This window comes from Bacillus sp. FSL K6-2861 (genome assembly GCF_038630725.1).
GTDB classification, from domain to species: Bacteria; Bacillota; Bacilli; order Bacillales; family Bacillaceae; genus Bacillus; species Bacillus velezensis.
Map to the genome: position 1 here is coordinate 3322906 of NZ_CP152037.1, position 18103 is coordinate 3341008.

Sequence of the window (18103 nt, forward strand, 5' to 3'; positions counted from 1 at the left end):
GTCTCATGACAGCACACCAGTTTCAGCCGGCAGATCATATATGTTAAGGGCCGCCTGCAGCGCTTCCCCGGCTTTAACGGCAACTCCGTGTCTGATAAGAACCGCTTCAAGTCCGGCCAGCACAAACAGCACATTTTCCTTTCTGCAGCTGTAGCCCATCGTTCCGATTCGCCAAATTTTCCCCTGCAGCGGACCGAACGAGCTGGCGATTTCAATTCCGAATTGAGACAAAAGCATCCTTCTGATCGATTCGCCGTCTGCTTCCGGCGGAATCTTCACACATGTGACGACAGGTAGCTTCGCCTCCGGATCGCCGAATAAATCAAGGCCCATCGCTGCAAGTCCCGCCGTAAGCGCTTTTTCATGACGCTGATGCCTGCGGAACCGTTCTTCAAGTCCTTCTTCCAGGACAAGGCGCACACCCTCCCGCAGCGCATAAAGCATTGCTGTCGCTTCTGTATGGTGATTCAGCCTTCTTTCACTCCAATAATCTTCGAGCTGGCTCAGATCAAAATAGTTGCTCGTAACCGGTCGATGACCGGACAGCCTTTTGCCGTCGGCTGCCGTCGCAATGCCCCGTTCTACCTTTTTACGCGCGGCAATGACAGCTGCCGTCCGGTCATTATAAGTAATCGGCGCCATTCCGGAAGGGACCGACAGGCATTTTTGCGTTCCCCCGATGACTGCGTCAATCTTCCATTCATCCGTTTTTACGGCGCAGCCTCCGATCGTGGCCACGGCATCCACGATAAAGAGTGCGTCTTGGGCGCGGCACGCTTCCCCGATTTCTTTCAGCGGGTGAATCCGCCCCGTTGATGTTTCTCCGTGCACCATAGCGACGATTTTCGGGGAAATCTTTTTCATCTCGCTGATAATCTCTTCAGGCCGGAAGACCGTTCCCCATTCACACTCGATCGTATGAACGTCCGCTCCGTACCGCTCGGCGATTTCAGTCAGCAGGTATCCGAAGCGCCCGTATATCGGAACGAGCACGCTGTCGCCCGGTTCTATCACACTTGCGAGAACAGCCTCAATCCCCGCTCTTGATGTACCGTCAATCGGATAGGCCCAGCGGTTTTCCGTTTGAAACAATTCACGGAGCATTTGCATCGTTTCGTTCATGATGCCGGTAAATGCCGGGTCAAACTGGCCGATGATTGGAGCGCCCATCGCCCTCAGCACTCTCGGTTCAGCTTCTGTCGGTCCCGGTGTCATAATCGTTCTTTGCGGAATGCACAATTCTTTTCTGGTCGGCACGCCGATTCCCCCTTTACGTTAATAGGCAAGTTTATGTAATACATTCGCCAGCGTAAGGACGCCGGTTTCAAGCTGATGTGCGGGTGTGAATTCAAGCGGCGAGTGGCTGATCCCGCCACGGCTCGGCACAAACAGCATGCAGGCCGGAAAGGTTCTGCCGAGCATCTGGGCGTCATGTCCCGCTCCGCTTACGATTTTCTCCGGGTCCGCCCCCTGTTCTTTTGCAGCCTCCGCTGCGGTACGCGTCAGTGTCTGATTCATTTGAACCGGCTCTATCCTCATATATTCATCAATAACGGGTCTGACTCCTTTGCTGCGGCTGATGTTTTCAACAATCGACACCAGTTTCTGATGGAAGGCTGCCAGCACGTCTTCCTCCGGGTGGCGAATATCAACGGAAAACTGGATACGGCCCGGAATGACATTCGCCATATTCGGTTCAACCGTCATTTTCCCGCACGTCAGGCGGAGCTCTTCCGGCTGTCTTTCCGCTGAGAGCATGAGTTCGTGGATGATGCTGCTTCCCGCCGCGAGCGGGTCTTTCCGCCATTTCATTGAAGTGGTGCCGGCATGGTTGCATTCACCGTCAAGCGTAACGGTATAGCGTCTCTGTCCGGCAATCCCGGTGACAATCCCGATATCCCTTCCCGATCGTTCAAGCGTTTGCCCCTGTTCAATATGAATTTCCAGAAAGGCACTAATATCAGTGCGCAGCGGTGCTGGATAACGGCCTGCACCGAAGCCGTTCTGCCGCATGGCTTCTTTCAGAGAAATGCCGGACGCGTCTTTCGGCGTTTCCGCATCTGATAGCGAGAAAGCACCGGTGATATTGCCTGAGCCCCAATAGGTGATGGGAAAACGGCTCCCTTCCTCTTCACAGAGCGACACAGCCTCCAGCGTTTTTTTCGGACGCCCGCACGTCTCATGCAAATACCGGATCGCCAGCATGCCCGCCAGCACGCCGAACGCACCGTCATATTTGCCGCCGTCAATAACGGTGTCAATATGCGACCCGGTCAGAATCACCTCATCAGGCGATTCTGTGCCGTTCAGCCGGCCGAACACGTTTCCGACATCGTCAAATGCCGTTTCCAGCCCGAACGCCTCCATTTTCTTTTTGACGGCAAGCTGGGCGTCCATCCATTCTTTCGTATATAAAAGCCTCGTCACTCCGCCGGAAGCGGAAGCGCCGAATTGAGACAGCCATTGTATGTCATCGGAAATCCCGATATTCGCCGCCGAAAGCTGCTGATGTTCCATACACGCCCTCCTTTTAAACTGAAAAACTGACAAGATGATCTTCATTATAGAAGGAGCGCATAACGAGTTCATTATCATATCCTCTAAAAAATCAATGATTTTCCGGATACTTTGACCAATAAGCCGAAGGAACCATTTTTCAAAAAAGATAGAATATTAGATTTATTTTTTGGATAATAGAGGTAAAGGAGGGCAAGTCATGACAAAAAAACTTTGGTTTCTGCCGATTGTCTGCCTGTTTTTCATTTTTGGATGGGCCGCGCCGTCAGCCTCTGCGGGCGCGCCGGCTGACACGAATCTGTACAGCCGGATGGCGGTTTCAACTGCCGGCGGCACAACTCTTTTTCCGCAAACTGCCTCAGCTGTCATCACTCCGTCTGCGGATACGGACACATATTACAAAGAAGCTTCCGGAAAAAGCGGAACGGCCTTAAAGAGCGCCCTGCACCGCATCATCAGCGGACATACAAAGCTGTCTTACAGCCAAGTATGGAATGCATTGAAGGAAACTGACGAAGATCCGGCAAACCCGAACAATGTCATCTTGCTCTACACCCAGGAATCACGGGCCAAAAGTAAAAACGGCGGCAGCGTCGGGGACTGGAACCGCGAACATGTGTGGGCAAAGTCACACGGTAACTTCGGAACAGCTGCAGGCCCCGGGACGGACATTCATCATCTGCGCCCTGCAGACGTCCAGGTGAATAGTGCCAGAGGAAACATGGATTTTGATAACGGCGGCTCAGAATACCCGAAAGCGCCGGGTAATTATTACGACGGTGATTCCTGGGAGCCGCGCGATGAGGTTAAAGGAGACGTCGCCCGCATGCTGTTTTACATGGCGGTGCGTTATGAAGGAGAAGACGGGTATCCCGACCTTGAGCTGAATGATAAAACCGGAAACGGCTCAGCTCCTTACATGGGAAAACTGTCCGTTTTGCTCAAATGGAATCAACAAGACCCCGTCGACAGTAAGGAAAAACGGCGGAACGAAATCATTTACGAAGACTATCAGCATAACCGCAATCCGTTTATCGACCATCCGGAATGGGCGGATGAAATCTGGTAATCGTATCATAAGAAGTGATAAGGGAGCCCCGATCATCAAGCTCCCTTTTTCAATATACGGCGTTTTCAGTGTCGGCATCAAAAAAGACGGCCCGGTTCATATTGACCGCAAGCAGAATGGCATCGCCGGGTTTCACCTGTGAAGCGCCGTCAAGACGGATCGTCATGCGGTCATCTCCGCTCACCGCATGAACGTACATCTCCGCGCCTAAGTTTTCACATACTTCCGCCACAGCGCGGCACACCGCTTCAGGCGGGTGCTCTGATTGTCCGGCAAGCGTCAAATGCTCCGGACGCAGCCCCGCAATCATCTCCTTACCGCTGTATCCTTTCTGCACAAGAACAGCCGCTTTTTCTTTCGGAATGGGCAGACGAACGGACGAACCGGCAAAATACCATTGCCCGTGACTTTCTTCAATGACGCCTTTTATAAAATTCATACTCGGAGAACCGATAAAACCCGCCACAAACATATTCGCCGGATAATGATAAATCTCATGGGGGCTTGCGGCCTGCTGAATATCTCCTTCATTCATCACGACAATCCGGTCGCCCATTGTCATCGCTTCCGTCTGATCATGCGTCACATAAACGATGGTCGCTTTCAAACGCTGATGGAGCTTGCTGATTTCGGCGCGCATCGTCACTCGCAATTTCGCATCTAAGTTGGAAAGCGGCTCGTCCATCAGAAACACTTTCGGCTCCCGCACGATCGACCGGCCGAGCGCAACCCGCTGCCGTTGCCCGCCTGAGAGAGCCTTCGGTTTCCGCTTGAGCAGATGCCCGATTTCCAAAATATCGGCGGTTGTCCGGACTCGCTCTGCGATTTCTTTTTTCGGCAGCTTTCTGAGTTTCAAACCGAACGCCATATTGTCAAACACCGTCATGTGGGGATACAGCGCGTAATTCTGAAAAACCATCGCGATATCGCGATCCTTCGGGGGCAGATCGTTCACCGCGTCTCCGTCGATATAAAGCTTCCCCTCAGAAATGCTCTCCAGTCCGGCAATCATTCTGAGTGTCGTAGATTTGCCGCAGCCGGAGGGACCGACTAGCACCAGCAGCTCCTCATCTTTTACATCTAAGTGAAAATCCTTCACTGCCGCCGATTGGGCGCCGTATGTTTTTTTGATATGGTCAAATGTTAATGATGCCATTCGAAACCTCCTCCAATACTGGAAACCGCCACATCTTTCTGTTATGTTAAAAATGTTCGGGGTTTCTGACAGATTCATAAATGAAAAGCAAATTTGTATTATAACGTCATAATACATATAATAGTACTACTACTTGACAAAGGAGGTCCGTCCCATTGTTAAATAACGGGAGCTCGAAACCTTTATATATTCAGCTGAAACAAATTATCGCGGACGATATCAAGAAGGGCGTTTATTCGCCGTCCGTAAAACTGCCGACCGAAAATGAGCTGTGCGAAACGTACAACGTCAGCCGCATAACGGTCAGGAAGGCCATCCTTGATCTTGTGGAAGAAGGCTGGCTCGTCCGGCAGCAGGGAAAGGGAACGTTCGTTAAAAGCCCTAAACTGAAGCGGGAGCTCATCGCGGTCAACGGCTACTCTGAATTTATGGAATCAACGGGGAAAAAACCGAAACATCAGATCCTTTCCCATGAAATCATTGAAGCGCCTAAATCCATCGCCCAAAAACTTCGCGTCGCTTCCGAAAGTCCCGTTCTTGAATTAAAACGCATTTTATTTCACGACGACCAGCCGCTCTCATTCGAAATCGCCCACTATCCGCTCAGTTTATTTCCCGACATCGGCAAGCATATTAAAGGAGGTGTGTCGATGCATGACATTTTGAAACAGCACTATCAAGTGGTGCCCACCCATAATACGAAGCTGTTAAATGTCGTATACGCCAAGCAGGAAGAAAGCCGCTATCTGGCTTGTGATATCGGGGATGCACTTTTTGAAATTGACAAAACCGCATTTATGTCAAAAGACAAGCCGATATACAGCTCGCTGTTTTTAATGCATACCGACCGCGTTACGTTTACCATTAACAGTCCCTATGCGTAACAAGTATAAAAAACGAGACAATGCTTATCGTATTCTCGTTTTTTCACTGCTTTTCCCGCCGCCCGGCCTGTAGGGATGCCCGTAACCGAACGCTCCGAACCCTCCGCATGTTTTGGCAGCCGTCCCGGCGGCCGCAGTAAGCGCTCGCCGAATATCCTGATGCTCGAAGAAATCGGTAAGAAACCCGGCGATAAAAGAATCACCCGCGCCTAATGTATCTATTATATCAGCTCTTACCACCGGCTGATGATAGACGCGTTCCCCATCCGATAACACCGCGCCATGTTCTCCCCTTGTCAGACAGACGATTTTCGCTCCGAAACCGCGGGCTTTTTCGGCAAGCCGCATACATTCACTTTCACTCAAATCACTCCCGGAAAAAAACGCATACGTCACGTACGGACAGACCGCTTCTAAATAGGCTTCGTCACGTTTTACAGAGAAGTCAAAGGAAATCGGCACATGGCCGCTCAGCATCGGAAGGTCACGTTCTATCCTGCTGTATACGCTCGTATGCAGCAGATCATGTCCGGCGATAAATGAGATGTCATTCTCCTGAAAAGCGAGCGTCAGACGCGATTGCACGCCGCCTTTATTTGACCCGGCAAATATCCTGTCCCCTCTTTCATCAAGCGTGACGACCGCCATCCCGTTTTCTCCGTATGCCCGGCGGATCAGATCGGCATTCACCTTTTCCAGTTTCAGCACATTCAATACGTGATCCGCCGCTTCATCACTGCCGAGAATCCCGATATAAGAAGTTTCGTGGCCTAAGCGCCGGGCAAGCACGGCTACGTTTAACGCATTTCCGCCCGGATAAAACGTCTCCTGATCCTGATAATAATCTACTACATTATCTCCGGCCGCTATCAGTTTCATCTTTTCATCCTCCTTATCCTTTTACGCTTCCCGCAGCAATGCCGCGGATAAAATATCTCTGCATCAATAGAAACAGCGCGATGATCGGAGCAGCAGAAATCGTCAGCCCGGCCAGCAGCACGCCCCAATCCGTCTGCAGCGCATCTCTGAACTGCATCAGCCCGGCCGGAATCGTCCGTAAATTTTCATCATCGATAAAAATAATCGCAAACATAAACTCATTCCATGTATGGTAAGCCGTCAAAATGCCTGATGTCACCAGAATCGGCACGCTCATAGGTAAGAATATTCTGAAAAATATTCCGAAACTTGTACATCCATCCAGATAGGCAGCTTCCTCAAGCTCTTTGGAAATCGACAAAAAATAGGAACGGATCAAAATCACGGTAAACGGAATACGGTAGGCGGCGTACGGAAGAATCAATGCCCAATACGTATTGTACAGTCCCAATGACTGGATAATGGAGTACAGCGGCACAAGACTGACCTGCGGCGTCAGCATCAAGCCGCCAAGACAAATGATCAGCACAAACCCTTTTCCTTTAAATTGAAAACGGGCAAGCCCGTATGCCGCCCAGGCGCTCACAAATACGGTGATGAGACAAGTCAGCACGGTCACAATGACGCTGTTCATAAAATAAGCGGAAATCCCTTGATTCCATGCGGATACGAAGTTTTCGGGATGCCAGACAGAGGGCAGCGACCAGCTGTGCTCAAAAATCTCATCCGAGCTTTTAAAGGCGCTGACCGCCATCCATAACAGCGGATAAGCAACGGCAATGAGGTAGATAATGAGAAACAGCCACACAGACGTTTCCCCGACATACCATTTTCTCGGTTTTCCGCCTGTTCTGACGGCCTGACGGGCATGACGCAAGTCCGTCTTTTCAGGAAGCATCGGCTACTCCTCCTTTCCGGTCTTAAAGAATTTCATCTGAATAAGCGACAGAGCAAGCGTCAGCAAAAGCACCACCGTCGCGATCGCAGAAGCGTAGCCCATCATATCCTTTGTAAAAGCGCTCTTATACAAAAATGTGCTCAGCACTTCTGAAGCATTGCCCGGCCCTCCGCCGGTCAGAATATACGGTTCATTAAATACGGTAAATGCGCCGGTCAGCGTCATCACCACAGCAACAAACGACATTTCTTTCGTCTGCGGCACCGTAATGTGAAAAAACTGCTGGATTTTTCCGGCTCCGTCCAGCTGCGCCGATTCATATAATTCAGCAGGAATGCTCTGAATCGAGACAATGTACAGCATGGCGATGTAACCGACAGACTGCCATTGAGACACAAAAATGACAGACAGCATAGCGGTGTTTTCATCGCCCAGCCACGCCCGGGTCAGTTCATCAAGTCCGACGGCTTCCAGCAGCTGATTCAAAAGCCCGATTTCCGGGTTATAAATAAAATCAAACAACAGCGCAATGACGGTCATGGAAATGACGACCGGAAGAAAAAAGACCGTGCGGAAAAACGGCGACCATTTTCTTACCAATCTGTCTTCCAGCACGGCCGCCAGAATTAAGCCGCCGCCAACCTGGCAAATCAGCGATATGACCGCATACAGCACATTGTTGCGGAGCGCTGTAAAAAATACGGGATCGTGAAACAGGTCAATATAATTTTTCAAACCGATAAACGTCTTTTCGGGTTGAAATGAGCTCCATTCAAACAGACTGAAAAACACATTCTCAATAATCGGAATGTAAACGAACAGCAGAAAAATCAGCGCGGGCGCGAGAAACAGATACGGAATGAAACGTTTTCGGCTGACCAAGGAAATCCTCATCTCCTTTCTCCAAAGAAATCTGTTCTATTCAGATGACGCTTTGACCTGACGCGCCGCTTTCTGCACGGAATTCATCACCTCGCGCGGTGTCATTGTGCCGCCGAGCATCTGCTGAACGCCTGCCGCATACACATCGGCGATTTCAACGTCAACATCCATATCAAACCACGGCACCATTGATTCGGCGCGGACGATATCCTGCACGGCTTCACGCTGGATCGGGGCGGAATTGTTTTCTGTCGCCGTTCCTTGAACCGCGCTGTATTTACCGACGTCTTTTATCAGCTTCTCTCCCATTTTTTTCGAGGTTAAAAACTGTAGAAATTCCATGGCTTCTTTCGGGTGCTTCGTTTTTGAGGAAATCATAAATCCTTCCGGAGATCCGGTCAGTGCACGGGGAGATCCCTTTTCGCCGCTGAGTTTCGGGAAAGGAAACAAGCCCAGATTGACCGGTTCGACGAGCTTAATTTCTGCCGTTTCCGCATAAATCATCGCCGCTTTGCCGCTCGTAAACTGCTGGCGCACGTATTCGTGATCAACGGAGTTCACGTGCTTTGTAAAGTACGGCAGAAGTTCCTGAAGCTTTTCAAGCGCTTTGACATAGCCTTCGTCCATAAACTCCCCGGTTTCCGGGCTGTAATCCTTCGCCCGCGTTTTTTCATCCACCATACGCTGGTTCAGCGTCCCGATATAATGAGAAATCGTCCAAGGCGCTTTTGTGCCGAAACTGATCGGAATATATCCGTTCTCTTTCAATTTCTCAGAGACTGTGATCAGTTCATCCCATGTCGCCGGGGGCTTCAAATGTAATGTATGAAAAATGTCCTTATTATAAAAGAATGATTTAGCGTCCATTTGCCACGGAACACCGTACTGTTTTCCGTCATGCGTAAAGGGTTTGATTTGTGACTGCACAAGCTGTGAGGACCAATCTTTATCCTGCTGATAGTAAGACGACAGATCGAGGGCTTTATCTCCTTTGATGAATTTATAAGCAAACCGGTCGCTCCATGAAAAGAAAATATCAGGGGGGCTCGTTGTTCCGAGCATGACTTTCACCTTGTCTTTATAAGAATCGTTTAAGACCGCTTCCGTTTGGATATGAATATCCGGATGAGCAGCTTCAAATTCTTTGACCGCTTCTTCGAAATAGCTTTTTTCCGGCTCCTTCGGCCACCTGTGAAAAAACTTCAAGGTCACTTTTCCGTCAGAGGAACTGCTTTGGCTTGAACAGGCGGCGGCTGACAGACATACGGCTAACAGAACGAACAGGCAGATGAGCTTTTTCAGATGCTTTTCCTCCTTTGTCACCGGACTATAACGTTATATATCATTATAGTCCGGTGAAATATAATGCGCGTTCTTAATATTCGACTTTCCACATGTAACGCCGCTGGCTTAACGGATGGTTCCTTGCTTCCGCCAGCGCATCCGCATAGCTTCTGAGCACCCGGTTTAATACGAGAGGAGCCAGATAGCCTTTTACAGAATCGTCAATTCCGGAAAAATCATATGCTGCCGCATCAAGCACAGTCAGTTTTTTGCCGTATCTTTTTGAGAAGGAAAGCGCCCGCTCTTCAAGGGGTCTTGTTTCGTCTAAGCCGAGCAGGATAATAAATGGAACGGATTCATCAATGATTTCGAACGGTCCGTGAAAATATTCTCCGGCATGAATGGCGTGGGAATGAATCCATTGCATTTCCATGAGAATGCAGATGCTGTAGGAGTAAGCGACGCCGTAGTTCGCACCGCTTGCCATCGTGTAAATGATATCTTCTTTTTCGTGGGCTTTCGCGAATGCCTTTGCGTGATCCGCTTCTTGTTTAAGCGCTTTGTCATATACGGTCTGGAGCTTATTGAGTCCGTCGATCGCCGGCTCAAACGCGGGATGGTTTTCCAGCACGTGTAAAGCGCCGAACACGATTTGATACAGAACCCCGTAATTCGTATTTATCGCCTGTGCATTCTCACCCCAGTCATACACCGCGACATATTCGGCTTCTTTCGCTAGCGGCGAATCAGGCTCAAAGGTCATCGCAATCGTAAGCGCGCCTTTTTTTCTGGCGAAACCGGCGGCTTTCACCGTTTCCGGCGTATTGCCTGACTGAGAACATAAAATCACGAGAGAGTTCTCCCCGAGCTGAACGGGATTGCGCTGAATAAATTCATTTGAACTGTAGAGATCAGAGCTGATGGCTTTCGCCTCTCTGTCAAACACGTACTTGCTCGGATACATAATGGCTGAAGAACCCCCGCAAGCGACGAAAAAGACGTGGTCAATCGTTTTTCCTTTCAGATCATCCAAGAAAGCCTGAACTTTGTGATTCACTTGTGCGGCAGTTTGACTCAAATCCTTCACTCCTCAGTGTTTTATTATATAACGTTATATAACATTATATAACGTTATATTAATCGCAACAAAGGTGCGTTGTCAATCATATTTTCTGAAATTTCTAAAATATAAAATAAACCCGTCTTATTTCCCGCCCTCTCTTGACCTGACCCTTAGAGACACGTTTAGAATGAAAAACAGGGAGTGATTCAGAATGAATATAAAAGAAGCCGCCAGACAGACGGGTCTCACGAAAAAAGCCATCAAATATTATGAGCAGGAAGGTTTAATCACCGTCAGCAAAAACCCTGATAACGGATACCGTGAGTATTCCGCTCAGAACGTGAATACGCTGAAAATGATTGCCGCCCTCCGAATGCTGGCACTGTCTGTAAGCGATATTAAAGCGTTCCTCTTAGAGGGCAGCAGTCTGCATGATATACTGCGCCGGCAGCATCAAAAGCTCAGCCGGCAGATTGAAGAGCTTGAGCAGGAACGGAAACTGACTGAAATGCTGATCAAGCGCGTGGAAGATGCGGAAAATGTCGATTCAATTCTGCATGATATCGGCGAGGTCAAAATAGATGAACCGAAGTATATGGGACTTCAGCTGAAAAAACTGTTCCCGGGAGATTTCGGAGAATTTATCGCCGCGCTGTTTGAACCGTTCCTCGACTTTTCTATTGATACAGATGAGAAAAAAACGATATGGGCGGAGCTTATTAAAGTATTGGATGATATGGAAGAAGTTCCGGCTGCACACCCGATGATGCAGCTGGTCGGCAAGGAGGATCCGGCTCAGCTCCAGCAGCACAAAGTACAGCATGACCAATTTATCGAGCGGATTTTGGAGAGAGACCCCGCCACTTGGGACACTCATAAAAACATCATCATTCAGCTTGTGAAAAGAGTGCAGACAGATGAAGAATACAGGGAAAGCCTGATCAAGGTCGGAGAATCCGCTTCTGATCTGCCCGCGCTGAAGGCGGGATCGCCTTTCAGCAATCTTCTTCAAAAGCTCAGCCCGAAATATGACACGTACGTGCGACTTCAGCTTGAACTGAAAAAAGAAGCCGACGAGGAACTCGGCTTTGATTCAGAAGCATATTTAAAACAGATGCTTCAATCAAAAAAACGCTAAGGTTCGTTTCCTTAGCGTTTTCTTTCTTCAGCCTCAGTGCTGCGCGTTAATGCGGTCAACGACATTAGCGATGAGCTGCTCTTTTCCTAAGTCGGAATCTTCGTCAACGCTTGCTACTGTCAAAATGATGGCCGCTACCGCAAGAGCGATCGTCTCAATGGCGGCCGCCGCGTTTAAAAATACCCATACAGCCGTTGCGCATTGGCCGATGGCCGTTGATTTTCCTTTGTCCATGCTCTTTTTGTCAAACTCTTCTTTCAGCACTTTCGCCATAATCTGCGAACCTTGATCAATGACGCTGTTCACTTTCTCATAATCGCCGCTGTAGACCGCCGCTTTCAACTCTTTAAAATAATCCGGCGATGACTTTTTAATATCAGCGATCACCTGATCGGAAACTTGCTTTAATTCATCCTGATCAATCTTTTTGACAGCCTTGGTATCCCATACTTCAGGAAGGAGCTTTGCGACCTCACCTTGTCCGAAAAAGATGCCGGAAAAAATGTCTTCACCCGAATAAGAGACCGACGGCTCAGTTTTCGCCGCGGCATGCGGGCCGACTAATGCGACCATTAAAACAAACACCAGCATCATGGCAGCTGCGGACTTCTTGCTTTTAACCATATAATTTCCTCCTTTTCCTTTTATTGAAAAAATTGTATCTGATAAAAAGGGGATTGTAATGGTTCAAAGCTACTGTTTTCTCTGCCGGCACCAAAAACAGGACCAAAATACCAGCCACCGTAATGGAAAACGAGGTAAGCCCCAGCATAACGGCAAAGATTTCGTGCATAAAAATGGAGATAAACAATATCAGACGCCAATATGTTTTCGGAGCGAACAAAGCGCAGAACATAATGGTTTGCACAATGAGCGTGCCCCACGTCGGGATGATGACAAGCTTGGACTGCAGGATAAAGTCAAACAGACCGTGAAGCGCATCCGGCAGACCCAGCATCGGATCGTTCAAATAGTAATAAACGGCGGTTCCGTTCTGCCATTCTTCTTCCATCAGTTTGGCAATGACAGAGTTAAAGTACAGCATCGCGACCTGTATTCTGATGATTGTCAGTGTCGCCCAGCATAAGGAGCGGTAATAAGGCTCAAGCGGTCTTTTCTCAAAAGACGCCTCGTACGGAGACCAGTGCCATTTCCGCGGATCGGTTAATGTCAGCGGGAGCAGCAGCAGTGTAAAAACGGCAGCCACCTGATCTCCTCCGTCAAGGGTAACGGCGGAGTTTTGGAAGCTGTACGAAATCCACCAGTGAAAAAAACCGGTGATTCGCGGCCGCCAGCCAATGACGACAAGGATTAACATACAGATACAAACGGCTTTGACGATCTCAATGTAACGGAAATCGGGAAACAGCAGAAACAGGCTGAACGTGTCGGAAAAACTGAGCATTTGATTTTGCGTTTTGAAGAAGACAGACGCCGGATTAAACAGCAATGTCAGCAGCGTGCCGAGCGCGATTAAGCTTCTGGCAAGCCCGTACACATTTGTCCAAGGCGGATTCTTCATCATCCATAAGGTGAGCTGCTTTTTTGCATCCTGAATCAATTGACATCCACTCCGATGTATTTTTTGATGGTTCTTTTCGTTTCGGTATGCTGGCTCCATGCCCATGGGGTAATGCGTTCATATGTAATGATCATTTTCCCTTTCAGCCTTGGGGAGGGAGACTCATTTTTCATTTTCAAAAATGTGGTATCCTTAATGTCTTGGCCAGTCGTGAAGTCGTTCCACTTCTCTTTGGAAGGCAGCTTTTCCAGCATAAGGCCGAGCTCTATCCCTTGCGTCCGGCCGTAGCGGTTTAAGCCGATGACATTTTTCAGAGAATTATTCGGCCATCTGAGCTCCTCATCGGCATCAAGAAGATAGATGTTCAAGCTGTCTTCTCTCGGATCTTTACTGAAAAATCCCCAGCTTTGCGGATAAATCATGGAAACGGTTTTGGATTGATGCTTGGTTAATTGGATGGCGGAGCTTGGCAGTGCCGCGATGACGGTAAAAAACAAAACGATGATCCAGGCGGCCATGATAAAAAGAAAGAATGAAAACATGCTGGTTTGCTTCTTGTCAGTCAATTGAAACCCTCCTAGCGTATGGAAATTTCATTGACATGATTATACACCAATCAACAGGTAAAATATTGATAAATTAGATTTTTCGGACTAATATACTATTATATGTAAAAAAGGGAGTGTTCATATGTTTTTGATGAATGATAAAGTGCTGTGGGGAGCGGTGGTTCTCGCCTTTATTCTGTCGATTGTGTTTTATCCGTTTCTTCCTGCTGATATGGCCATTCACTATGACGTGTCGAACCGTCCGAATACATCAATCAATAAAACGGCCGGCGTCCTGATTTTTCCCGTGCTCATGATGATCTGCATGTTATTCAGAAAAAAGGTCGTCCAGCTATTCCTCGTCGTTTACTGTCTGCTGATCGTGCATATTGCCGTGATGTGGCTGGCACTGTAAACATAAAGAAAACCGGAGCCCTTAAGCTCCGGTTTTTCTTATTTATAAAATACTTTCTCAATGTTGTATTTCGACTGAAGGGTATTGATCGCGTACGTTTCGTAAATCTCCCTTTCCATCGGATCATTTACGACACATACTTCAATTTTATACACTTCGTCCCTGTGATGTTTAACAGGCGACACATTGTCTTCAAAATGCTTTTTGATTCTTTGTCTTAATTTACGGGCTTTCCCGACAAACAGCAGCTCATCATGAATGTTATAAAACATAAAGATGCCGCCTTTGTCTCTCGGAATTTGGTGAAAATCAATGAAACCGTAAATCGCTTTAATCGCCGGTTCATTCTCCGACGGTGACTGCTGCCGTTCCGTAATGGTTACATCAGGAGCAGGAAGGTTTATTTTTATCAAATGGGTCACGTCCTCTTATTCATTAAAGCTCCATCCTATCATAAGAATGCGCCAAAAGCTATTTTTTATTCAAGCGCCCCGGCCGGATCATAAAGGCTTACATCAATTTCCGTCTGCTGCCCGAGCGCGAGTTTCGCCAGTTCAGCCCCCAGATACGGCCCGCTCGTCAGTCCTGAGGCGCCCAGCCCGTTGGCAACGAGGAGTCCGCTGATATTCGGCACTTTGCCGATGACGGGAAGAAAACCGGGAGTAAACGGCCTGAAACCGACTCTTGTCTCTATTACAGTACTGTCTGAAAGCCCCGGCGCCACGGTTAATGCTTTGTCAAAAATCTCGCGGAGACCGCCGGCCGTCACCCGCAAATCCATGCCGGTATCGTTTTCATGAGTCGCGCCCGCTATGATTCTGCCGCTGTCAAAGGCGAGAATGTATTGATCGTTTGGAGGCATGACGACGGGCCAGCCGCCCGTATCCTCTCCCTGAAGCTCTAAATGAACGATCTGCGCCTTTTGGTATGATACTGAAAAACGGATGCCGAGCGGCTCAAGCAGCTCTCCCGCCCAAGCGCCGGCCGTTACGAGAACCTGGTCGGCAGTAAGCGTGCGTTCTGCGGTTTTCACACCGATGACGGCACCGTCCTCTGTCAATATTGACGCTTCTTCATTGTAAACAATCGCGCCGTGCTTAACGGCCGCGTTTAACAGCGCCTTACGAAGCGCCCTCCCGTTCACCCGGGCCGCGCCGCTGACATGAACCGCCCCGTATTCCTCCGACAGCGCGGGGAACAGCGCCTTCGTTTCTTCCGGAGTCAGTCTTGTAATGTCACCGATTTCAGGGGCGTCCTCTCTTCTTTTATAAGCTCTTTCCTCCATTTGGCTGAGCTTTTTTTCATCCGTATGGAGGCTGACGGCACCGACCTTTTGATAACCGGTTTCTGTTTCTCCGTCCGCTTCAAGCTGCTGTATCAATTGGTTATAATAGCGGGCTCCGCCTTTTGCGATCGCATACCATGCCTGATTGCGGCGCTGTGACAGCCACGGGCAGACGATCCCCGCCGCGGCGTCAGTCGCCTGCCCCGGGTGCTTCCAGTCAATGACCGTTACATCCGCCCCGGCCTTTGCGAGATGATAAGCCGCGGACGCACCGAGAATGCCGGCTCCGATAATTATATAAGACTTCATGTGTAACACCTTTTCTATCTGTTTTGTCTTATTTATTTTAACAAATGGAGCGCCCGGTTCCTACCGGAGTCCTGACAGCAATGATGAGTTTTGAAAACGGAAACGTATAATAAAAGGAATACGTTCTTGTGTGAAAGCCGTTTTCCTCAAGAATTGCTCTGTATTGTGATGTATTTTTTATATCTGACACGGCCAATGTGCCGCCAGGCTTCAGCACCCTCACCATTTCCGCAATCGCCCGTTCCCTCTCTTTTCTGCCTGAAATGTTGTGTACGGTAAAATGCGAAATGACAAGGTCAAACGTTTTATCAGGAAACGGCATGGCTTGCGCGAGCCCGTCATACAAATCAATTTTCGGCGCTCCTTCTGCCCGTCTGTTCTTTTCGAATGCGTCTCTCCCGTTTCCGCCCAGATCCCAGCTTGACCATTTGTCAATCGCTGAGACGTCAGCGCCTTTTTGAGCCGCGGCGATCGCTAACAGCCCCCGTCCCGTTCCAATATCAAGCACCTTCATGTCCGGCTTTAAACCGGAAAGCGCAAGAATGCGATGGCGGTGTAAAAGTTTAATGGCCGTTGAATACAAGAGCATCCAAAGACCGAGCAATAAAAACAAGGTGCCCGTCAGCCAGCCCCAGTAAGGAGGAATCATACCGCATAACGTGGCTGCAGCATAAAGGAGCGCAAGAAAGATAAATCCAAACGCTCCATAAGGCGCATCAATTCCGTATCGTGTTGTCATACTGTCAAGTCCTTTCAATATTTATCCAACTATTATACCATAATATTCAAAAGCCGAAAGGAGATACGACCATGTGAAACGCGGCATTACATTTAACATCCCAAATCAATTCGGACGGTTTGCGGCAGATATATTACAACCGTTCCCCATCTCTTCCTATACGTGGTTTATCGGTGATGGAGAGGCGTATACTGAATTCAAAGAAGACACCGATACAGACCTGTTTCCGCAAAATCAGCGCATCATTCAGGGTCAAGAACTCCGTCAGCGTCTGGAAGGAAACCCTTATTATATGATTTTTGCTGAATTGAAAGCTTTCCCGGGCGGGAAGGTAACGGAAATCAATACGTACGAGGAGTATTTGGAGAGTTCCTGTGAGCTTGTGCTTCTCATTGCAGATTGCTCGTATGTAACGTTATATTGCAAAGATCCGGATATGCTCGAAGCCCTTTATCAGCAGGCTGTACAATGCGGGTTTCACCGCGTTGACTATGTTACAGATGAGAATGACGCGAGAACGGGATTGTCTGTCTGATGAAGGTGCGTTCTTTTTATGAAGCACCTGATAGGGCTTAGGATTCAAAATATTGACAAATTCGTGTGTTTTCAACAAAAAAACAACCCCCTCATGTATACTGAGTGCGTAACTTACATATGAAAGGGGTATGGCAATGAAAATCAGCTTAAAGAAAAAAGCAGATTTTTGGAAGAAGACGGCGGTTTCGTCACTTATTTTCACCATGTTTTTTACCCTGATGATGAGCGGTACGGTTTTTGCGGCCGGGCTGAATAAGGATCAGAAGCGCCGGGCAGAACAGCTGACCAGCATCTTTGAAAACGGAAAGACGGAAATCCAATACGGATATGTTGAAGCGTTGGATGACGGAAGAGGTTACACTTGCGGGCGGGCCGGCTTTACGACGGCTACCGGAGATGCGCTGGAAGTAGTCGAAGTATACACGAAAGCGGTGCCGAATAACAAATTGAAAAAGTATTTGCCTGAATTGCGGCGTCTTGCGAAGGACGAAAGCGATGATATCAGCAATTTGAAAGGATTCGCTTCTGCCTGGCGCTCACTTGGCAATGATAAAGCCTTCCGCGCTGCCCAAGATAAGGTAAATGACAGCTTGTATTATCAGCCGGCGATGAAACGTTCAGAAAATGCCGGACTGAAAACGGCCTTGGCAAAAGCAGTGATGTACGATACGGTGATTCAGCATGGCGACGGCGATGATCCGGACTCCTTTTATGCCCTGATTAAACGCACGAACAAAAAAATGGGCGGGTCACCGAAAGACGGAATTGACGAGAAGAAATGGCTCAATAAATTCTTGGATGTGCGCTATGACGATCTGATGAATCCGTCAGATGAGGACACCCAGGATGAATGGAGAGAATCGGTTGCCCGTGTCGACGTTTTTCGCGATGTTGTCAAAGAGAAGAACTACAATTTAAACGGGCCGATTCATGTCCGGTCAAGCGAATACGGTAATTTCACTATTCAATAAACAAAAA

At 48.6% G+C, this 18103-nt stretch carries 20 protein-coding genes; 6 read left to right on the plus strand and 14 right to left on the minus strand.

Annotation, left to right across the window (positions count from 1 at the left end):
- Positions 1 to 3: 3 nt before the first annotated feature.
- Both NYE62_RS16540 and allC read right to left on the minus strand, forming a co-directional pair.
- Positions 4 to 1257 (minus strand): alanine--glyoxylate aminotransferase family protein, encoded by a 1254-nt coding sequence (locus tag NYE62_RS16540; RefSeq protein WP_060561910.1) that lies wholly within the window; start codon positions 1255 to 1257, stop codon positions 4 to 6.
- 18 nt (positions 1258 to 1275) lie between these two features.
- Positions 1276 to 2517 carry an allantoate deiminase gene (allC, locus tag NYE62_RS16545; RefSeq protein WP_040238909.1) on the minus strand — a complete coding sequence of 414 codons (1242 nt, stop codon included), beginning with the start codon at positions 2515 to 2517 and terminating at the stop codon, positions 1276 to 1278.
- Positions 2518 to 2716: 199 nt separating this feature from the next.
- Between allC and NYE62_RS16550 the strand changes: the two genes are divergently transcribed.
- On the plus strand, positions 2717 to 3586 hold the full coding sequence (locus tag NYE62_RS16550) for an endonuclease (RefSeq protein WP_032876691.1): 870 nt from the start codon (positions 2717 to 2719) through the stop codon (positions 3584 to 3586).
- A 49-nt stretch (positions 3587 to 3635) separates the two neighbouring features.
- Here the strand turns inward: NYE62_RS16550 and ugpC are convergent, their stop codons facing one another.
- A complete protein-coding gene (gene ugpC / locus NYE62_RS16555) occupies positions 3636 to 4742 on the minus strand; it encodes a sn-glycerol-3-phosphate ABC transporter ATP-binding protein UgpC (RefSeq protein WP_327954749.1) in 1107 nt (368 codons plus the stop codon).
- A 155-nt stretch (positions 4743 to 4897) separates the two neighbouring features.
- Here ugpC and NYE62_RS16560 point away from each other — a divergent pair, with 155 nt between their 5' ends.
- Positions 4898 to 5626 (plus strand): GntR family transcriptional regulator, encoded by a 729-nt coding sequence (locus NYE62_RS16560; protein WP_053574106.1) that lies wholly within the window; start codon positions 4898 to 4900, stop codon positions 5624 to 5626.
- Between the two features lie 24 nt (positions 5627 to 5650).
- On the opposite strand, the gene NYE62_RS16565 is transcribed toward NYE62_RS16560, so the two are convergent.
- The 5 genes from NYE62_RS16565 to NYE62_RS16585 form a co-directional block, all read right to left on the minus strand.
- Positions 5651 to 6505, minus strand: a complete 855-nt coding sequence (locus tag NYE62_RS16565; RefSeq protein WP_040238907.1) for a PfkB family carbohydrate kinase — start codon at positions 6503 to 6505, stop codon at positions 5651 to 5653.
- A gap of 13 nt (positions 6506 to 6518) precedes the next feature.
- Positions 6519 to 7403: a carbohydrate ABC transporter permease gene (locus NYE62_RS16570; protein WP_095284433.1), complete on the minus strand. Its 885-nt coding sequence runs from the start codon at positions 7401 to 7403 to the stop codon at positions 6519 to 6521.
- Between the two features lie 3 nt (positions 7404 to 7406).
- Complete coding sequence (locus NYE62_RS16575; RefSeq protein ID WP_023357120.1) at positions 7407 to 8285, minus strand: sugar ABC transporter permease; 879 nt, start codon at positions 8283 to 8285, stop codon at positions 7407 to 7409.
- 36 nt (positions 8286 to 8321) lie between these two features.
- Positions 8322 to 9587 (minus strand): extracellular solute-binding protein, encoded by a 1266-nt coding sequence (locus NYE62_RS16580; RefSeq protein ID WP_199022658.1) that lies wholly within the window; start codon positions 9585 to 9587, stop codon positions 8322 to 8324.
- Positions 9588 to 9660: 73 nt separating this feature from the next.
- Entirely contained in the window at positions 9661 to 10647 is a 987-nt protein-coding gene (locus NYE62_RS16585; RefSeq protein ID WP_032867108.1) for an SIS domain-containing protein, read from the minus strand.
- A gap of 196 nt (positions 10648 to 10843) precedes the next feature.
- On the opposite strand from NYE62_RS16585, the gene NYE62_RS16590 reads away from it, so the two are divergent.
- The gene (locus NYE62_RS16590) at positions 10844 to 11770 is read left to right on the plus strand and encodes a MerR family transcriptional regulator (protein ID WP_039063594.1); all 927 of its coding nucleotides are present in this window, start codon (positions 10844 to 10846) and stop codon (positions 11768 to 11770) included.
- 33 nt (positions 11771 to 11803) lie between these two features.
- Here NYE62_RS16590 and NYE62_RS16595 read toward each other — a convergent pair whose 3' ends face one another.
- From NYE62_RS16595 to NYE62_RS16605, 3 genes are read right to left on the minus strand one after another with little or no spacing between them, the layout of a single operon-like run.
- The gene (locus NYE62_RS16595; RefSeq protein WP_007410098.1) at positions 11804 to 12394 is read right to left on the minus strand and encodes a sporulation delaying protein family toxin; all 591 of its coding nucleotides are present in this window, start codon (positions 12392 to 12394) and stop codon (positions 11804 to 11806) included.
- Positions 12387 to 13331, minus strand: a complete 945-nt coding sequence (locus tag NYE62_RS16600) for a sporulation-delaying protein SdpB family protein (protein ID WP_017418970.1) — start codon at positions 13329 to 13331, stop codon at positions 12387 to 12389. The genes NYE62_RS16595 and NYE62_RS16600 overlap by 8 nt, the downstream gene beginning before the upstream one ends.
- Positions 13328 to 13858, minus strand: coding sequence for an SdpA family antimicrobial peptide system protein (locus NYE62_RS16605; protein ID WP_040238904.1), 531 nt, complete (start codon positions 13856 to 13858; stop codon positions 13328 to 13330). The genes NYE62_RS16600 and NYE62_RS16605 overlap by 4 nt, the downstream gene beginning before the upstream one ends.
- A gap of 124 nt (positions 13859 to 13982) precedes the next feature.
- Here NYE62_RS16605 and NYE62_RS16610 point away from each other — a divergent pair, with 124 nt between their 5' ends.
- Positions 13983 to 14255 (plus strand): DUF1648 domain-containing protein, encoded by a 273-nt coding sequence (locus NYE62_RS16610; protein ID WP_007410095.1) that lies wholly within the window; start codon positions 13983 to 13985, stop codon positions 14253 to 14255.
- A 38-nt stretch (positions 14256 to 14293) separates the two neighbouring features.
- Here NYE62_RS16610 and NYE62_RS16615 read toward each other — a convergent pair whose 3' ends face one another.
- The 3 genes from NYE62_RS16615 to NYE62_RS16625 form a co-directional block, all read right to left on the minus strand.
- Complete coding sequence (locus NYE62_RS16615; RefSeq protein WP_007410094.1) at positions 14294 to 14668, minus strand: nucleotide excision repair endonuclease; 375 nt, start codon at positions 14666 to 14668, stop codon at positions 14294 to 14296.
- A 65-nt stretch (positions 14669 to 14733) separates the two neighbouring features.
- Entirely contained in the window at positions 14734 to 15849 is a 1116-nt protein-coding gene (locus tag NYE62_RS16620) for an FAD-binding oxidoreductase (protein ID WP_199022135.1), read from the minus strand.
- A gap of 37 nt (positions 15850 to 15886) precedes the next feature.
- Entirely contained in the window at positions 15887 to 16588 is a 702-nt protein-coding gene (locus NYE62_RS16625) for a class I SAM-dependent methyltransferase (RefSeq protein WP_199022136.1), read from the minus strand.
- A gap of 73 nt (positions 16589 to 16661) precedes the next feature.
- Here NYE62_RS16625 and NYE62_RS16630 point away from each other — a divergent pair, with 73 nt between their 5' ends.
- Both NYE62_RS16630 and csn read left to right on the plus strand, forming a co-directional pair.
- Complete coding sequence (locus NYE62_RS16630) at positions 16662 to 17123, plus strand: DUF2691 family protein (RefSeq protein ID WP_199022137.1); 462 nt, start codon at positions 16662 to 16664, stop codon at positions 17121 to 17123.
- Between the two features lie 136 nt (positions 17124 to 17259).
- A complete protein-coding gene (csn, locus tag NYE62_RS16635) occupies positions 17260 to 18096 on the plus strand; it encodes a chitosanase (protein ID WP_342497067.1) in 837 nt (278 codons plus the stop codon).
- Positions 18097 to 18103 lie beyond the last annotated feature (7 nt).

Bases quoted from the DNA above. Each gene is read 5' to 3' on its own strand.
- allC (WP_040238909.1), bottom strand. From the start codon at position 2,517: ATGGAACATCAGCAGCTTTCGGCGGCGAATATCGGGATTTCCGATGAC.
- NYE62_RS16550 (WP_032876691.1), top strand. From the start codon at position 2,717: ATGACAAAAAAACTTTGGTTTCTGCCGATTGTCTGCCTGTTTTTCATT.
- ugpC (WP_327954749.1), bottom strand. From the start codon at position 4,742: ATGGCATCATTAACATTTGACCATATCAAAAAAACATACGGCGCCCAA.
- NYE62_RS16565 (WP_040238907.1), bottom strand. From the start codon at position 6,505: ATGAAACTGATAGCGGCCGGAGATAATGTAGTAGATTATTATCAGGAT.
- NYE62_RS16570 (WP_095284433.1), bottom strand. From the start codon at position 7,403: ATGCTTCCTGAAAAGACGGACTTGCGTCATGCCCGTCAGGCCGTCAGA.
- NYE62_RS16590 (WP_039063594.1), top strand. From the start codon at position 10,844: ATGAATATAAAAGAAGCCGCCAGACAGACGGGTCTCACGAAAAAAGCC.
- NYE62_RS16595 (WP_007410098.1), bottom strand. From the start codon at position 12,394: ATGGTTAAAAGCAAGAAGTCCGCAGCTGCCATGATGCTGGTGTTTGTT.
- NYE62_RS16610 (WP_007410095.1), top strand. From the start codon at position 13,983: ATGTTTTTGATGAATGATAAAGTGCTGTGGGGAGCGGTGGTTCTCGCC.
- NYE62_RS16620 (WP_199022135.1), bottom strand. From the start codon at position 15,849: ATGAAGTCTTATATAATTATCGGAGCCGGCATTCTCGGTGCGTCCGCG.
- NYE62_RS16625 (WP_199022136.1), bottom strand. From the start codon at position 16,588: ATGACAACACGATACGGAATTGATGCGCCTTATGGAGCGTTTGGATTT.
- csn (WP_342497067.1), top strand. From the start codon at position 17,260: ATGAAAATCAGCTTAAAGAAAAAAGCAGATTTTTGGAAGAAGACGGCG.